The 17,384-nt window shown below is 65.2% G+C and carries 15 protein-coding genes; 1 reads left to right on the forward strand and 14 read right to left on the reverse strand.

The features are described from left to right. Nucleotides 1-20: 20 nt before the first annotated feature. The 13 genes from cysD to HV681_RS20275 form a co-directional block, all read right to left on the reverse strand. Nucleotides 21-929 carry a sulfate adenylyltransferase subunit CysD gene (gene cysD, locus HV681_RS27910; protein WP_175137476.1) on the reverse strand — a complete coding sequence of 303 codons (909 nt, stop codon included), beginning with the start codon at nt 927-929 and terminating at the stop codon, nt 21-23. Between the two features lie 39 nt (nt 930-968). Continuing rightward, on the reverse strand, nt 969-1,712 hold the full coding sequence (locus HV681_RS27915; protein ID WP_175184324.1) for a phosphoadenylyl-sulfate reductase: 744 nt from the start codon (nt 1,710-1,712) through the stop codon (nt 969-971). Beyond that, a complete protein-coding gene (locus HV681_RS20225) occupies nt 1,709-2,773 on the reverse strand; it encodes a sulfate/molybdate ABC transporter ATP-binding protein (RefSeq protein WP_175124718.1) in 1,065 nt (354 codons plus the stop codon). Before HV681_RS20225 ends, HV681_RS27915 begins: the two co-directional genes overlap by 4 nt. A 27-nt stretch (nt 2,774-2,800) precedes the next feature. Next, on the reverse strand, nt 2,801-3,700 hold the full coding sequence (gene cysW, locus HV681_RS20230) for a sulfate ABC transporter permease subunit CysW (RefSeq protein ID WP_175124719.1): 900 nt from the start codon (nt 3,698-3,700) through the stop codon (nt 2,801-2,803). Further along, entirely contained in the window at nt 3,697-4,587 is an 891-nt protein-coding gene (gene cysT, locus HV681_RS20235) for a sulfate ABC transporter permease subunit CysT (RefSeq protein WP_175124720.1), read from the reverse strand. Before cysT ends, cysW begins: the two co-directional genes overlap by 4 nt. Nucleotides 4,588-4,611: 24 nt before the next feature. After that, nucleotides 4,612-5,640, reverse strand: a complete 1,029-nt coding sequence (locus tag HV681_RS20240) for a sulfate ABC transporter substrate-binding protein (RefSeq protein WP_175124721.1) — start codon at nt 5,638-5,640, stop codon at nt 4,612-4,614. A 213-nt stretch (nt 5,641-5,853) separates the two neighbouring features. Beyond that, nucleotides 5,854-6,495, reverse strand: a complete 642-nt coding sequence (locus HV681_RS20245; protein ID WP_175124722.1) for a peroxiredoxin — start codon at nt 6,493-6,495, stop codon at nt 5,854-5,856. Between the two features lie 220 nt (nt 6,496-6,715). Continuing rightward, the gene (gene aspT, locus HV681_RS20250) at nt 6,716-8,416 is read right to left on the reverse strand and encodes an aspartate-alanine antiporter (protein ID WP_175124723.1); all 1,701 of its coding nucleotides are present in this window, start codon (nt 8,414-8,416) and stop codon (nt 6,716-6,718) included. 145 nt (nt 8,417-8,561) lie between these two features. Further along, nucleotides 8,562-10,382, reverse strand: a complete 1,821-nt coding sequence (locus HV681_RS20255) for a bifunctional aspartate transaminase/aspartate 4-decarboxylase (RefSeq protein WP_175124724.1) — start codon at nt 10,380-10,382, stop codon at nt 8,562-8,564. A gap of 108 nt (nt 10,383-10,490) precedes the next feature. Beyond that, entirely contained in the window at nt 10,491-12,182 is a 1,692-nt protein-coding gene (aspT, locus tag HV681_RS20260) for an aspartate-alanine antiporter (RefSeq protein WP_175124725.1), read from the reverse strand. A gap of 182 nt (nt 12,183-12,364) precedes the next feature. Continuing rightward, a complete protein-coding gene (locus HV681_RS20265) occupies nt 12,365-13,294 on the reverse strand; it encodes an electron transfer flavoprotein subunit alpha/FixB family protein (protein WP_056567625.1) in 930 nt (309 codons plus the stop codon). Nucleotides 13,295-13,296: 2 nt separating this feature from the next. Next, entirely contained in the window at nt 13,297-14,046 is a 750-nt protein-coding gene (locus tag HV681_RS20270) for an electron transfer flavoprotein subunit beta/FixA family protein (RefSeq protein ID WP_056322273.1), read from the reverse strand. Nucleotides 14,047-14,118: 72 nt separating this feature from the next. Next, entirely contained in the window at nt 14,119-15,042 is a 924-nt protein-coding gene (locus HV681_RS20275; protein WP_175124735.1) for a histone deacetylase family protein, read from the reverse strand. Nucleotides 15,043-15,052: 10 nt separating this feature from the next. Between HV681_RS20275 and mltB the strand changes: the two genes are divergently transcribed. Continuing rightward, complete coding sequence (gene mltB, locus HV681_RS20280; RefSeq protein WP_175124726.1) at nt 15,053-16,213, forward strand: lytic murein transglycosylase B; 1,161 nt, start codon at nt 15,053-15,055, stop codon at nt 16,211-16,213. A gap of 117 nt (nt 16,214-16,330) precedes the next feature. Here the strand turns inward: mltB and cysM are convergent, their stop codons facing one another. Further along, entirely contained in the window at nt 16,331-17,239 is a 909-nt protein-coding gene (gene cysM, locus HV681_RS20285) for a cysteine synthase CysM (protein ID WP_056569425.1), read from the reverse strand. Nucleotides 17,240-17,384 lie beyond the last annotated feature (145 nt).

The following is a 17,384-nucleotide window of genomic DNA, read 5'->3' on the forward strand; positions in this document are numbered from 1 at the left end:
GCGCCGGCGCGTCATCTCATTCAGAAATAGCCTTCCTTCTTGCGGCGCTCCATCGAGGCCTCGGAAGTCTGGTCGTCCATGCGCGTGGCGCCGCGCTCGGTGATGTCCGTCACGGCGGTCTCGGCGATGATGGCCATGGTGTCGGCGGCGTCGGAGGCGACCGGGCAGGTGCACGAGATGTCGCCCACCGTGCGGAACCGGACGGACAGGCGCTCAACCTGTTCGCCTTCCGCCGGCGGCGTCAGGCGGGTGACGGGCACCAGCAGGCCCTTGCGGCGCACCACCTCGCGCTCATGCGCGTAGTAGATCGGGGGCAGCGCCAGCTGTTCGCGCTGGATGTACTGCCAGACATCCAGTTCGGTCCAGTTCGAGATCGGAAAGACGCGCATGTTCTCGCCGCGATGCACGCGGGTGTTGAACAGGTTCCAGAGTTCGGGGCGTTGAGCCTTGGGATCCCACTGCCCGAACTCGTCTCGGAACGAAAAGATGCGTTCCTTGGCGCGCGCCTTTTCCTCGTCGCGGCGCGCGCCGCCGATGCAGGCGTCGAACCCGAATTCCTCGATGGCTTCCAGCAGCGTCACAGCCTGGGCCGCGTTGCGCGAATCGGTCTCGCGGCGCAGCACGACGCTGCCGCGCTTGATCGAGTCCTCAACGCTGCGCACGATCAGGGTTTCGCCCAGCTCGGCCGCGCGGGCATCGCGAAAGGCGATCACCTCGTCGAAGTTGTGGGCGGTGTCGATGTGCATCAGCGGGAACGGAAACCGTCCCGGCCGGAAGGCCTTTTCGGCCAGGCGCAGCAGCACCACGGAGTCCTTGCCGCCCGAAAAGAGCAGGACGGGCTTTTCGCACTCGGCGGCGACTTCACGCAGGATGAAGATCGCTTCCGATTCCAGCCAATCCAGGTGGCTGCGTTGGATCACGGCAGACATAGATATTCCCCTAAAACAATTTTGAATTCATGGCCGCGCTCAATCGGCGCGCGCCGCAATGGTGATGACCCGGTTGCCCGCATGCAGGCCGCATTCCTTCGAGTCGGACGACTCCCACCACCAGCGCCCTGCCCGCAGGTCTTCGCCGGGGCGGATGGCGCGCGTACAGGGTTCGCAACCGATGGACGGGTAGCCCTGGTCGTGCAGCGGGTTGTACGGAATGCCGAGCGCGCGGATGGCGGACCAGATCTCGTCCTCGCTCCACTCGGCCAGCGGGTTGAACTTGTAGAGGCCAAAGGTCGCGTCGTCCTCTTCCAGCAGCAGCTCGCCGCGCGTCGTGGACTGCGCGCGCCGCTGCCCCGTGATCCAGGCGCCGCGGCCGGCCAGGGCGCGTTTCAACGGTTCGACCTTGCGGATCTGGCAACAGGCCTTGCGCAGATCGACGCTTTCGTAGAACGCATAAGCGCCGTGCGCCGCGACGTGCTCGTCGACCGCCGCCTGAACGGGCCGGTACACGGTGACCTCACGGCCATAGCGCTCCCGCACGGCGTCCAGCACGCCCAGCGTCTCGGCGTGCAGGCGGCCGGTGTCCAGCGTGAAGACTTCCAGGTCCAGGCCGCCGTCGTAGATGGCGTGGGTCAGCACCATGTCTTCGGCCGCCAGCGACGACGCCAGCGCGGCGTCCGGATAACGGCGCTGGATGTCCGCCAGGCGCTCAGTCAGATCGCGCCAGCGCGCCGCCAGCGCCGGGGTCAGTTCAACGGAGGTATCGGTCGTCGTCATGGCTGCACCGCAAAGATGCGCGCCCGGCGGGGACGCGCGAGCAGGATTTCGCCGTCCCGCAGATTCAGCTCCTGATACAGCGACTCGGGCACCTCGGCCTCGATGATCGCGTCCGTGTCCTGGCGCGCCAGTTCCAGATACGCGCTGGGCCCGGCAAGATAGGCGTGCGACAGGCGCACCGGAATGCCGTCCGCGCCGGCGCGATAACGCTCGACCTCGAACTCGTGCGGGCGCACGTACGCGGTGGCGCGCTGCGCATCGGCCTGCGCCAGCTCGGGCGCGGGCAGCGACAGGCCGGCGCCTTCAAACACGCCACGCGTGGCCGTGCCTTGGAGCTGGTTCACGTCGCCGAGGAAACCGTAGACGAACGGCGTGGCCGGACCTTCCCAGACCTCGCGGGGCGTACCCACCTGCTCAATGCGGCCGGCGTTCATCAGCACCACGCGGTCCGAGACTTCCAGCGCCTCTTCCTGATCGTGCGTGACGAACACGCTGGCCACGTGCAACTCGTCGTGCAGCCGCCGCAGCCAACGGCGCAATTCCTTGCGGACCTTGGCGTCCAGGGCGCCGAACGGTTCGTCCAGCAGCAGCACGCGCGGCTCGACCGCCAGCGCACGCGCCAGGGCAATGCGTTGGCGTTGTCCGCCCGACAATTGCGCCGGATAGCGGTCGGCCAGCCAGTCCAGTTGCACCAGGCCCAGCAGGTCGTGCACCTTGCGCTTGATCTGGTCCTCGGACGGGCGCTGCGAACGGTGCTTGACGCGCAAGCCGAACGCCACGTTCTCGAACACCGTCATGTGCTTGAACAGCGCGTAGTGCTGGAACACGAATCCCACCTGGCGCTGGCGCACGTCCACCGCGGTGGCGTCCTCGCCGGCGAACAGCACGCTACCCGAATCGGCCGATTCCAGCCCGGCGATGATGCGCAGCAGCGTCGTCTTGCCGCAGCCCGACGGGCCCAGCAGCGCCACGAGTTCGCCGGTTTCGATGTGCAGCGACACGTCGTTCAGCGCGCGGAACTGTCCGAACCGCTTGGATAGATTGCGTACTTCGATACTCATGCCTGTCTCCTTGTCCGGCCGGTCACGTCAGGCGACCGCCGGCTTGATGGCTACCGCGGCGCCGGGATACTCCACCGGCTGGTCCGCGTTCTGCTGCAGGCGCGCGTTGCGCCACTCGACCACGTTCTTGGCCACCAGCGTCACCAGCGCCAGCAGCGCGAGCAGCGAGGCAACGGCGAACGCCGCGGAATACTGATATTCGTTGTAGAGAATCTCGACATGCAGCGTCATCGTGTTGGTCAGCCCGCGGATCTGGCCCGACACCACCGACACCGCGCCGAATTCGCCCATGGCCCGCGCATTGCACAGGATCGCGCCGTACAGCAAGCCCCACTTGATGTTCGGCAGCGTCACCCGCCAGAAGATCTGCCAGCCGCTCGCACCCAGCGTCAGCGCCGCCTGCTCTTCCTCGCTGCCTTGCGCCTGCATCAGCGGGATAAGCTCGCGCGCGACGAACGGAAAAGTCACGAACAACGTCGCCAGAATGATGCCGGGCACCGCGTAGACGATCTTGATGTCGTGGGCCTGCAGCCATTCGCCAAACCAGCCCTGCGAGCCGAACAGCAGCACGAACACCAGGCCCGCCACCACCGGCGACACCGAGAACGGCAAGTCGATCAGCGTGATCAGGAACTGCTTTCCGCGGAACTGGAACTTGGTGATGGCCCACGCGGCGGCGACGCCGAACACCAGGTTCACCGGCAAGGCGATGGCCGCGACCAGCAACGTCAGCCGGATGGCCGCCCAGGCGTCCGGCTCGACGATCGCTTCAAGATAAAGCGCCCATCCCTTGCGGAAGGCCTCGGCAAACACGGCCGCCAGCGGCACCAGCAGAAACAGCGCCAGAAATCCCAGCGCGATGAACAGCAAAACGCCGCGCACCCAGCGCGGCTCGGTCAAATGCGCGGGACGATCCGGTGCGCTCATGACTGCCTCCCCAGGCCGCGGCGCGCCTGCCAGCCCTGCAACAGGTTGATGATGAGGAGCAGCACGAACGACAGCACCAGCATCACGGTCGCGATGGCGGCCGCGCCGGCGTAGTCGAACTGCTCCAGCTTGGAAATGATCAGCAGCGGCGTGATCTCGGACACCATCGGCATGTTGCCGGCGATGAAAACCACCGACCCGTACTCGCCCACCGCGCGCGCGAACGCCAGCGCAAAGCCCGTCATCAGGGCCGGCATGATCGTCGGCAGCAGCACGCGCCGGAAGGTCTGCCAGCGATCCGCGCCCAGGCTGGCGGCGGCCTCTTCGATTTCGCGCTCCACGTCTTCGAGCACCGGCTGCACCGTGCGCACGACGAACGGCACCCCGATGAAGATGAGCGCGATGACGATACCCAGCGGCGTGAACGCCACCTTCAGGCCGAACCAGTCGGACAGCGGCCCGCCCAGCCAGCCCTTTTGCGAGTACAGCGCGGTCAGCGCAATGCCCGCCACGGCCGTCGGCAGCGCGAACGGCAGGTCGACCAGCGCATCCAGGATCTTCTTGCCGGGAAAGCGATAGCGCACCAGCACCCAGGCGACGACCGTGCCGAACACCAGGTTCACCAGCGCGGCGATGAACGAGGCGCCGAAGGTCAGCTTGTACGACGCCACCACGCGCGGCGCGGTCACCGCGTCCCAGAAACCCTGCCATCCGAGCCCCGCACTCTTAATGGGCAAGGCGGCCAGCGGGATCAGCACGAGCACGCTGAGATACAGCACCGCGTAGCCCATGGAAATGCCGAATCCGGGCAGCACGCCCGGGCTGTTGCGCCGAACGGCAAAAGACGCTTGCGCGCCGATTGCCGCCGGGTTCGAGGCTGAAGTCATGGCCGTCGTCCGAACGTTATGCAGTTATTTCTTCTGCGGCTGGTAGATCTGGTCGAAGGTGCCGCCGTCGCTGAAGTGATCCTTCTGCGCCTTGCGCCAGCCGCCGAAGATCTTGTCGTCGATGGTGACGAGCTTGACCTTGGGGAATTTGGCTTCGTATTTGGCGGCGACCGTCTTGTCCAGCGGCCGGTAGTAGTTCTTGGCGATGATTTCCTGCGCGGCCGGGGTGTACAGGAATTCCAGATAGGCCTGCGCGGCGGCGCGGGTGCCCTTCTTGTCCACGACCTTATCGACGATGGCCACCGGCGGTTCGGCCAGGATGGACAGCGACGGCACCACGATGTCGAACTTGTCCGGACCCAGTTCTTCCAGCGCCAGGAAAGCCTCGTTCTCCCACGCCAGCAGCACGTCGCCCACGCCGCGTTCCACGAACGTCGTGGTGGCGCCGCGCGCCCCGGTATCCAGCACCGGCACGTGCTTGAGCAGATCGCCGACGAAGGCGCGCGCCTTGTCCTCGCTGCCGCCGTTCTTCTCCAGCGCATACGCCCAGGCGGCCAGATAGTTCCAGCGGGCGCCGCCCGAGGTCTTGGGATTGGGCGTGATGACCTGCACGCCGTCCTTGAGCAGATCGTCCCAGTCCTTGATCTGCTTGGGGTTGCCCTTGCGCACCAGGAACACGATGGTGGACGTGTACGGCGAGCTGTTCTGCGGCAGGCGGGCCTGCCAGTTCTCGGGCAAGAGACCGCGGTCGGCGATGGCGTCGATGTCGTAGGCCAGCGCCAGCGTCACCACGTCGGCTTCCAGCCCATCGATCACCGAGCGCGCCTGGCGGCCGGAACCGCCGTGCGACTGGCGGATCGTCAGATCGACGTTCGCCTTTTCCTTGTACTGCTTGATGAAGGCGTCATCGATCGCGCGGTAGAGCTCGCGCGTCGGATCGTAGGACACGTTCAGCAGCGTCTGCTTCTGCTGCGCCTGCGCCGGCGCAATCGCGGCAAATGAAACCGTCACTGCGGCCAAGGCGGCCAACCAACCGGCTTTCCTGAAAGACATCCCTTGCTCCCTGTGATCTGCAATGTGGAGGCAAGTTTGCGTGTTGGCCGATCTGAACGGAACGAATCATTATTTGGTTGCTCATCGCCAAGAGGCATATAGGACAAGCATCCCAACAACGAAAAACCGCCGCGATCCTCTATGAAGATCGCGGCGGTTCGGGCGGCGCGGGACCGCGTTCAAGCCGGGGGGCCAACCCCCCATTTTTCGAATTTACTTATTCGGTTGCGGCGTGATGCGCAGGTACGGACGCACGGCCTTGTAGCCCTTCGGGAATTTTTCCTTGATCACCGCTTCGTCCTGCAGGGACGGAACGATGATGACGTCGTCGCCGTCTTCCCAGTTGACCGGCGTGGCCACGCTGTGGCTGTCGGTCAGCTGCAGCGAATCGATGACGCGCAGGATTTCATTGAAGTTGCGGCCCGTGCTGGCGGGATACGTGATGGTCAGGCGGACCTTCTTGTTCGGATCGATGACGAACACCGAACGCACGGTCGCCGTGGCGCTGGCATTCGGGTGGATCATGTCGTAAAGCTCGGAAACCTTGCGATCCTTGTCGGCGATGATCGGGAAGTTGACCGTCGTCGATTGCGTGTCGTTGATGTCTTCGATCCACTTGGCGTGCGAATCGGCGCCATCGACCGACAGGGCCAGGACCTTCACGTTGCGCTTGGCAAACTCGTCGGCCAGTTTGGCCGTGTAGCCCAGTTCGGTCGTGCAAACCGGCGTGAAATCGGCCGGATGCGAGAACAGCACACCCCAGCTGTTGCCCAGGTACTCGTGGAAGCGGATCTTGCCAGCCGAGGATTCCTGCTCGAAATCGGGGGCGACGTCGCCCAGGCGTAGTTGACTCATGATGTCTCCTGTACGGGATTCAGTTGTAGGGACCGGCTGACGGTCCAGCATGGACTGCAGCGGGCAATCGCATTTCGTGGCGGAGGTTGCCGTGTGACGTTACCGCGTGTGAAACGATTCTTCCATCAAACCTTTAGGCGAGGAAATACGCAAGTCATATAACCTTATGCAATATTCGCAGCCGTCTTAACGGCGAGCGCTGGCGGCCCCCGCCACCGGGTCAGCTCAGGTGATAGGCCAGCGACACGATGATCGGTCCCAGCACGGGCAGCAGCACGTTGGCGATCGCGTATGTCACCGTGTAGCCCAGCAGCGGCACGGAGCTGCCGCTGGCGGTCAGGATGGCGCTGATGGCCGGGGTGCTGACATGCTGCCCGGCAATGGCGCCCACCAGCAGCGGCCCCTCGATCTTCAACAGCTTGTGCCCCACCCACAGCGACAGGCACGCGGGCCCCAGCGACACCAGCAGGCCGATCAGCGGCAGCACCGCCCCATGCTCGCGGATCAGCGACAGCGCATCCGGCCCGGCGGACAAGCCCACGCACGCCACGAAAATCGCCAGGCCCAGGTCCTTGAGCAGTTGCACCGCATGGGCCGGCATGTGCCCGATCGACGGCCGCTTGGCATTGATCCAGCCGCACACCAGACCGCTGACCAGCGCCCCGCCCCCGCTGCCCAGCGAGACCGGAATCCCCCACAGTCTTGCCCCGAGGCTGCCGATCATCAGCCCGGCCAGAATGCCAAACGCCAGAAACACCAGGTCCGTCACGCCGCTGCGGCGCAATTCGGAACCCAGCGCGGCGCCCGCCTCGGACAGTTCGGGCTCCGCCCCCACCAGCGTGACCAGATCGCCGAACTGCACCACGGTCGCCGGCGTCAGGGGTAGCACGTGGCCGGAGCGCGAGATGGATTGCAGGAACACGCCTCGCGCGCGCCGGGCATTGGGCCGCAAAGCCAGCTCGCCCACCGTGTGGCCGTTCACGGTCTTCTTGCTGACGATGACCTGCAGCTCGCTCAATTGCAGGTCGTCCGCGTGCGCTTCGGGCAACTGGATCTCCGGACCGATCACCGATCCGGCACGCAGCGCAAAGCGGCGTAATCCCAGCACCACCACGATGTCGCCCGTCGCAAGCACGTAGTCGGGCGTGGCGTCGACGGCCTCGCCGTTGCGCAGGACGCGGCTGATCACGGTGCGCCCGCCCAGTTGCGCCTCCACGTCGCCCACCCGCTTGCCGTCCACGTCCTTGACCACGTGGGCGCGTCCCACCAGACGCGGCAGCGTCGGCAGGCTGGCCTCGTCGTTGTCGCCGGGCGCCGCACCCAGCTTGGCCTCCAGCGCCTTGGACGCTTCGCGCAGGTTGATGCGCAGCAACGCGGGCGCCACCTGGCTGGTAAAGAACACGATGCTGATGAGGCCCACCAGATAGGTCAGCGTGTAGGCCGTGGCGATGTTGGCCTCCATGCGCTGCACTTCCGCGTCCGGCAGGCCCAGGTGCTTGAGCGCCTCGGCGGCGGTGCCTACCACGGCCGATTCGGTCGCAGCGCCCGCCGCCAGGCCTGCAGCAGTGCCGGCATCCAGCCCGAACAGCGGCACGGCCGCCAGCACGATCGTCAGCACCAGCACCGCCTCGATCAGCGGCAGGACGACATAGCGCAGGCTGGACCGGTTTAGGTTCGCGAAGAACTGGGGGCCACCGGAGTAGCCCATGGCGAAGATGAACAGCGCAAACGCGACCTCCTTCAGGTCGCCGCGCATCTGGCAGCCCGTCTGGCCGATCAGCAGGGCGACGATGAGCGTGCCGCACACGCCGCCTAGCTGAATCGGCCCGACCTTCAGCTTGCCGATCAGGTATCCCAGACCCACCGTGACGAACAGCACCGCGATGGGAACGCTATTGAAAAACCCGACCGAACACGTCATAAGTCCACGCCGCCCTGTTGTTGCCTGCTCTGCGGTTGCCTGCTCTGCGGCTGCCTGCTTTGCGGTTGCTTGGCCTGCGGCAGCCCGCGTCGCCCCCAACCGACTGCACGGTTGCCGGCGTCGCGGTTGCCTGTCTCTCGGTGGCCTACTTCGCGGTCGGCTTCTTGGCCGACTTGGCCGCCGTGTCCGCCTTCTTCACCGCCTTTTTCACGGCCTTCTTGGCGGCGGTCTTGCCGGCAGCCGCGCCCTTCTTGGCGGCCGATGCCTTGACCGTCTGGCCCTTGCCCGCGGTCGGGCCGGAGCGCACCAGCTCGGACGCCTTCCACGCTTCGACGTACTCGGTCGCGGATTCGACCATGTACTTGCCGATCTTGGCGTAGTCCGCATCGTCCAGGTTCGCCAGCGAGATCCGGATCGACCACGGCGGCCCGCCAAACCCGCCGCCGTCCATCAGCACCACGCCCGTCTTCTCCGCCAGGCGGAACAGGAAGTCCACCGGCTCGTAGTTGTCGATCATGTACTTGCAGAACGCATCGCCGTACATGATCTTGGCCCAGACCATGAAGTCCAGTTCGACGTAATACCAGCCGCGCATCGGATCTTCCGGCGGCATCGGGATCCCCAGCCCACGCCACAACGCGTCGCGTCGGCTGCGCACGATCTGCATGGTCAGGTGCTTGTAGGCGTCCTTCAGGTCCAGCAGGTGCGACAGCGCAAAAAAGCCCATCTGCACCTGCTGCGGCAAGGACAGCCCCGCCGTGTGGTTCAGCGCCACTTCGCGGCTGTCGGCAACCAGGCGGTCGATGAACTTCAGCTTTTCGGGCTCCATCGTCATGGCGCCGTAGCGCTTGTCCAGGCGCTTTTTCCAGGACGCGGGCAGCTCGGCGATGCGCCGGTCCATCGTGTTGTTTTCGTGCGTGGCGATGACGCCCAGGCGCCAGCCGGTGCAGCCGAAGTTCTTTGAGAACGAGTACACGCAGATGGTGTTCTGCGGCACCTCCGCCATCAGCGAGCGGAAGTTCGGCACGAAGGTGCCGTACACGTCGTCGGTCACCAGCACCAGGTCGGGATTCTTGCGGATGATGCGCACGATCTGCTTCATCTCGGCAGGGCTGAACGCCACCGACGGCGGGTTGCTGGGGTTCACCGTGACCGCCAGCTTGATCTTGGGATCTTCCAGTTTGGCGATTTCCGAGGCCGGATAATGCCAATCGTGCGTGCCGTCGGCACGCAGGCTGCTGGCGTTGATGCCGACGATCTTGAACTGGAAACGCTCCAGGTGCGCGATCTCGATATAGGGCGTGAACGTCGGCAGGAACAGCGCAATGGTGTCGCCCTGCTTCAAAAGGCCGTTGACCATCAGCGAATCGAAGATGTAGCACATGGCGGCTGTGCCGCCTTCCACCGGGAAGAGGTCGAACTTGCCCTTGGGCGGGCGGCCGTCGCACATTTCCTTGATCAGGTAGTCGTGGATGATCTGCTCGGTGTGCACCAACGCGCGCGGCGGCACGGGATAGTGGTCGCCGATGATGCTGTCGGTCAGTTCATGGATCCACTCGTCCGGATCGAACCCCTTGATCTTGACGCCGTATTCCAGCACCCCGACGAGAAAATCGTAGCCGTCCTCGCTCTTGTGCTTGGACAGAAACTTGCGCAGCCGGTCGGCGCATCCCTTCTTGGCCGGCATGCCCGCCAGGATGCCCTCGTCGCGCACCCGGCGCGCCTCTTTCATGGCGAACCGGCCCATCAGGAAGAAGGCGTCGCGCGGCTCCGTGGCGATCCAGTTGGGATTGCCACGGCCCGCATTCAACATGGACGCCGCAGCAGACTGCTGGCTGTCCTTGGCCAACGTGATCAGGTAGTCCTTCAGTTCGAACGGTGAGAGTTGCTCCAGGTCGCGTTGGTGGGAACGCGTGGTCTTCAGGGCCGAGGCCAGGCTGACGGTGACAGGCGCAGTGGAAGCCATTTTGTGTACTCCTGGTGTGCGTGTTGACAGGCGCCATCAAGTCGAGCGCCGTTACGATTGCCGCGCTTCTATCCAGCACCCGCAAGCCGGCGCTTGCGGGCAGTCCTGCTAAGCCATGAGCATGACGATGACAATGCCCCAGATGATGAGCAGGGTATTGCCGATGGCGTAAGGCACCGTGTAGCCAAGCGCCGGGACCTGGCTCTTTGCCGTCTCGGTGATCTGGCCGATCGCCGCGGTGGTGGTCCGCGCCCCCGCGCACACGCCTAATGAGATGGCGGGGTGGAACTTGAAGACGTAGCGGGCAATGAGCACGCCCAGGATCATCGGGATGCTGGTGGCGATGACGCCCGCGATGAACAGCTTTGCGCCCAGCTGCTGGAAACCCTGCACAAAGCCCGGCCCCGACACAATGCCCACCACCGCGACGAATGCGGTCAGGCCCACCGATGTCAGGAACCAGTGCACCGGCTCGGGCACGCGCCCGAACGTTGGATGCACCGACCGCAGATAGCCGAAGATGAGGCCCGAGATCAGCGCGCCGCCCGAGGTGGAGAGCGTGATCGGAATGCCGCCCACCGTCAGCACCAGCGTGCCGAACAGACCGCCCAGCAGGATGCCGAAGCCCACGAACACCATGTCGGTCTGGTTGGTGGCGCGGTCCACGTAGCCAAGCTTGCTGACCACGCGTTCGACGTCGCGTGTGGCGCCCAGGATGAAGAGGCGGTCGCCGCGGTCCAGTTTCAGGCCCCAGTTGACCGGCATCTCGTGGCCGCCGCGCACGACCTTGCGCAGGAACACGCCGCGGCCCAGTTGGCGCACGGTCTCGTTTTCGGCAAGTTCCTTGAGCGTCTTGCCGGCCACGTTCTTGTTGGTCAGCACGACTTCGACGATCTCCGCCGGCAGGTTGATGACGTCGCGGTCCTCGACCTCGGTGCCGATGAGGCCCGAGGCCTGCAGCACCAGCGCGTCATGGCGGCCCGTCACGCCCAGCACGTCGCCGGCCTGCAGCGCGGTGGTGGAGTCGGCGTCCATGACCTGGTCGCCGCGCCGGATGCGCTCGACAAAGACCCGGGCGTCCACGAACTTCGCTTCCAGTTCGCCCACCGTCTTGCCGACGTATTCCGTGTGGTCCAACCGGTAGGCCCGCGCGGTGAACTTGCGGTAGCCCGACAGCTCCATCGAATCGGCACCGCCGGACATCTTGGCCTCGTACTCCTTGCATTCCTTCACGATGTCCACGCGCATCAGCTTGGGACCGAGGGAAGCAAGCAGCCAGGCGCTGCCGACCGTGCCGAAGATGTAGCAGACTGCGTAGGCGACGGGAATGTTGTCGATCCACTGCTTCTTGGTCGCCGCGTCAACGGACAGGCCGTTGATCGTGTCGGTCGCCACGCCCATGACCGCCGAGATGGTCTGCGCGCCCGACAGCAGCCCCGCGCCGGTCCCGGCATCAAAGCCGAATCCGATGGCGGTCACCCAGGTGACCAGCAGGCAGAGCACGCAGATGATGACGGCAAAAATGACCTGGGGCAGGCCATCGCTTTTCATGCCGCGGAAGAATTGCGGTCCGACACCGTAGCCAAGACCAAAAAGAAAAAGCAGGAAGAACACCTGCTTGAGAATGGGAGCAATCGAGATGTTGAGCTGACCAACCAGCACGCCCACCAACAATGTCCCGGTCACTGCGCCCAGATTGAATCCGAAGATTTTCTTGGCCCCGATCCAATAACCCAGGCCCAAGGTCAAGAAAATCGCCAGCTCCGGGTACTTACGTAGCGTGTCAAAGAACCATTCCATCACGAATCTCCTTCGTTCTGTACAGGTCAAGCACAATCGCAAACGGTGAGTAGCGCGAAGTACCTTATCAGAGTCTTTCCGAAAATCAAAGATTTTCGAATTTTTGAAATATGTGAGCGGTGCTTCTACAAAAAAAAACCGCGGACCCGAAGGCCCGCGGTTTTCATCGAAGCGGCTGTGGCTTACAGCGCGTTCGTCAGCTCGGGAACGACCGTGAACAGGTCGCCCACCAGGCCGTAATCGGCGACACCGAAAATCGGCGCTTCGGCGTCCTTGTTGATCGCGACGATGACCTTCGAATCCTTCATGCCGGCCAAATGCTGGATGGCGCCCGAGATACCGACAGCCACGTACAACTGCGGCGCGACGATCTTGCCGGTCTGGCCAACCTGCCAGTCGTTCGGCGCGTAGCCGGCGTCGACGGCGGCGCGCGAAGCGCCCAGCGCGGCGCCCAGCTTGTCGGCCAGTGGATCCAGGATCTTGAAGTTCTCGGCGCTGCCCAGACCGCGGCCGCCCGACACCACGACACGCGCGCCGGCCAGTTCGGGACGATCGCTCTTGGCGACTTCGCGGCCCACGAACGTGGACAGGCCCGAATCGGCCACGGCGGCAGCGTCTTCGACCGAGGCGGAACCGCCTTGGGCGGCGACGGCGTCAAAGCCGGTCGTGCGCACGGTGATGACCTTGACGGCGTCGGCCGATTGCACGGTGGCAATGGCGTTGCCGGCGTAGATCGGGCGCTGAAACGTATCGGCGGATTCGACACCGATGATGTCGGAGATCTGGGCCACGTCCAGCTTGGCCGCGACGCGCGGGGCCACGTTCTTGCCCGAGGCGGTGGCCGGGAACAGGATGTGGCTGTAGTTCGAGGCCACGGCCAGCACCTGCGCCGCGACGTTTTCGGCCAGGCCGTCCGCCAGATGCGGCGCATCGGCCAGCAGCACCTTTGCCACGCCGGCGGCCTGAGCGGCCTGGTCGGCCACGGCGCGCGCGTTGGCGCCAGCGACCAGCACGTGCACGTCGCCTCCGATCTTGGCGGCGGCGGCGATGGCGTTCAGGGTTGCGCCCTTGAGTTGGGCGTTATCGTGTTCGGCAATAACCAGCGTCGTCATGATCAGACCACCTTCGCTTCGTTCTTGAGTTTGTCCACCAGCGCCGCGACATCGGCAACCTTGATGCCGGCCTTGCGGGCGGGCGGCTCGCTGACCTTCAGCGTCTTCAGGCGGGGCGCGGGATCAACGCCCAGATCTTGCGGCGTGACGGTGTCCAACTGCTTTTTCTTGGCCTTCATGATGTTCGGCAGCGTGACGTAGCGCGGCTCGTTCAGGCGCAGGTCGGTGGTCACGATGGCGGGCAGCTTGAGCGACAGGGTTTCCAGGCCGCCGTCGACTTCACGCGTCACGGTGACCTTGCCGTCGGCCAGTTCGACCTTGCTGGCGAACGTGGCTTGCGGCCAGTCGAGCAGCGCGGCGAGCATCTGGCCGGTCTGGTTGGCGTCGTCGTCGATGGCCTGCTTGCCCAGGATCACGAGCTGGGGCTGTTCCTTGTCGACCAGCGCCTTGAGCAGCTTGGCGACAGCCAGCGGTTGCAGTTCGGCATCGGTCTGGACCAGCACGCCGCGATCGGCGCCGATGGCCATGGCGGTGCGCAGTGTCTCCTGGCATTGCGCAACGCCGCAAGAAACCGCCACGACTTCAGCGACCGCGCCCTTTTCCTTCAGGCGGGTGGCTTCTTCGACGGCGATTTCGTCAAAGGGGTTCATGGACATCTTCACGTTGGCGATATCCACGCCGGTCTGATCAGACTTGACGCGCACCTTGACGTTGTAGTCAACGACGCGCTTGACAGGTACCAACACCTTCATCCCGCTGCCTCCAATTGGAAAATAATGACCCGGCTTTGCGCCGGGATCGCATTGCACAATTTTTTCCTGATTCTACAGCTTCGCCAGCGCCCGTATGTGCGCGACCACGCTGCGGCCCAGGGCCGACAAGTTGTAACCGCCCTCGAGCGTGCTCACGATCCGGCCCTGACAGTGGCGGTCAGCCACGTCGACAAGCTGCTCGGTGATCCAGGCATAGTCCGCCTCGACCAGCCCCATCTGCCCCATGTCGTCCTCGCGGTGGGCGTCAAAGCCCGCCGACACGAGGATCAGTTCGGGGCGGTGCGCTTCCAGCCGCGGCAGCCACGTGTCCGTGACGATGGTCCGGACGGCGGCGCCCGCGGTGTAGGCAGGCACGGGCACATTCAGCATGTTGGCGGCCGGGTGATTCGCGCCGCTGTTGGGGAAGAACGGATGCTGGAAAAAGCTGCACATCAGCACCCGATCATCGCCGGCGAAGACGTCTTCCGTGCCGTTGCCATGGTGAACGTCAAAATCCACGATCGCCACGCGCGTCAGGCCGTGGAAGTCCATGGCGTGCTGCGCCGCAATGGCGACGTTATTGAAAAAGCAGAATCCCATGGCCTGCGATCGGCAGGCATGATGCCCCGGCGGGCGCACCGCGCAGAAGGCCGTACGCGCCTCGCCGCCCAGCACCGCGTCGACCGCGGCCACCCCGGCGCCCGCGGCATGCAGCGCGGCTTCGTAGGTGTGCGGGTTCATGAGGGTGTCGGGATCGATAGGGTAATACCCTTGGTCCGGCGTATGTTTCTGCAAACTGTCCAGGTACTGGACAGTGTGCACGCGCAAGAGGTCATTGCGGGACGCCTGCGGCGCCTGCCGGTCATCCAGATAAGGCATCAATCCGCTTGCGAGCAACTGATCGGAGATGGCGTCCAGCCTCTGGGGGCTTTCCGGATGCCAGCTTCCCATTTCATGCAAGCGGCATGCCGGGTGGGTAAGATACATGGTCTCCATAAGGAAGATTATGTTCATCTGTCGGCGAATACTGCAACTCGGCGCGCTTTCCGCCCTGCTGGCGGGGTGCTCCACCACCACTCCCACCGCAGCACCCTCCACGTCCCTCGCTCCCCAAACGGCCCAGGCTTCAGGGACAACCCCCATCCGCATCGGGCCCAGCACGCCGACGCTCGGCCCCGAACTGGCGGACGACGCACCCGCCACGCTGACGCCGTCGGGCGCGCTGCGCCCCGAAGTCCGCACCTTCGTCGAGAACCTGGCCGCCGAACGGCAGCTGCCGCTGGCGCCGATGGTCTCCGCCTTGGAAAGCTCGCGCTACAACGCGACGGTCGCGCGGCTGATTGCGCCCTCCCCGCCGGGCAAAAAGGTCTGGCGCAGCTGGCTGACCTACCGGTCGCGCTTCGTCGAGCCCAAGCGCATCGCCTGGGGCGTCGAGTTCTACAACGAAAACCGCGACCTGCTGAACCAGGCCGCGCAACGGTTCGGCGTGCCCGCGCCCATCATTGCCTCCATCATCGGCGTCGAAACGCTGTATGGCCGCAACATGGGCAACTTCCGCGTCCTGGACGCGCTGGCCACGCTAGCCTTTGACTACCCCGACCCCGCCAAGCCCGAGCGCGCCACCATGTTCCGCACCCAATTGGCGGACTTCCTGACGCTGGTCATGAACGACAAGCTCGAGCTGGAAACGCAGGGCTCCTATGCCGGCGCCATCGGCATGCCGCAATTCATGCCGACCAGCGTGATGCACTATGCCGTGGACGGCGACGGCAACGGCCATATCGACCTGACCAACAACACGCAGGACGCGATCATGTCCGTGGGCAGCTTCCTGGCGCAGCACGGCTGGCAGCGCGGCCTGCCGGTGTTCGCACCCGTGGTGCTGCCCGCCGATCCCACCGCGCTGGTGGACGGCGGCCTGGAGCCCAAGCAAAACTGGACCACGCTGTCGGCGGCCGGCTCGCAGCTCAAGCCTGGCGCGACCAGCGATGGCTGGAGCAGCCAGCCGCTGGGCGTGGTGGATCTGGTCGAAGAAATGCGCGGCACGGCGCAGTATCGCGTGGGCACGCCCAACTTCTTTGCCCTGACCAAGTACAACCGCAGCTACTTCTATGCGACGTCGGTGGCGGATCTGGCAACGGAGATCGAGGCCCGCGTCGCTCGGTGAGCGACCTCGTGCGGACACGTCCGCGCCGAAAGACAAACGCCCTGGCAGGTTCAACCGCCAGGGCGTTTTTCATTTGGGTGCCCTACTGGCCGGGGCGGCCGGCGGGGGCCCTGCGTGTCAGTTGAACACGCCCGTCGACAGATAGCGATCGCCGCGGTCGCACACGATGAACACGATGGTCGCATCGTTGACGCGTTCGGCAACCCGCAGCGCCGCGACCAGCGCACCGGCCGACGAAATGCCGCCGAAAATGCCTTCCTCGGCAGCCAGCCGCCGTGCCATCACTTCGGCCTCGGATTGCTGGATGGACTCGTAGGCGTCCACGCGGCTGCGGTCGAAGATCTTGGGCAGGTAGGCCTCGGGCCACTTGCGGATGCCGGGAATCTGCGATCCTTCGGCCGGCTGCGCGCCCACCACCTGCACGGCGGGATTGCGAGACTTCAGGTAGGTGGACACGCCCATGATCGTGCCCGTGGTGCCCATCGCGCTGACGAAGTGGGTGATGCGTCCTTCCGTCTGATTCCAGAGTTCCGGGCCCGTCGTTTCGATGTGCGCGCGCGGATTGTCGGGATTGGCGAACTGGTCCAGCACCACGCCACGGCCATCGGCCTGCATCTCGGTGGCCAGATCGCGGGCGTATTCCATGCCGCCCTTGTCGGCCGGCGTCAGGATCAGCTCAGCGCCATAGGCGGCCATGGCTGCGCGCCGCTCGACGGACAGGTTGTCCGGCATGATCAGGATCATGCGGTAACCCTTCATGGCGGCCGCCATGGCCAGCGCAATGCCGGTGTTGCCGCTGGTGGCCTCGATGAGGGTGTCGCCGGGCTTGATGTCGCCGCGCTCTTCCGCGCGCTGGATCATCGACAAGGCGGGACGATCCTTGACAGATCCCGCCGGGTTGTTGCCTTCCAGCTTGGCCAGGATGACATTGCCGCGCGCGTCGCCCGCCGCCCCAGGAATGCGCTGCAGGCGCACCAGGGGCGTGTTGCCGACGGTCTGCTCGATAGTGGGGTAGGTAGTAGTCATGCGGTCGATCATAACTCCGCCCGGCGCCGCGCGGCCGCAAAAGCCGCGCACACGCCAGGGTTAGCCAGAACCCGGCTCAGGGCTTTGCGCGGACCTGTGCCGGCGCACTGGCGGCAGGCGGCGCCGGCTTTGGCGCAGCGGCCTT

Source organism: Achromobacter animicus, from assembly GCF_902859585.1.
Lineage (GTDB): Bacteria > Pseudomonadota > Gammaproteobacteria > Burkholderiales > Burkholderiaceae_B > Achromobacter > Achromobacter animicus.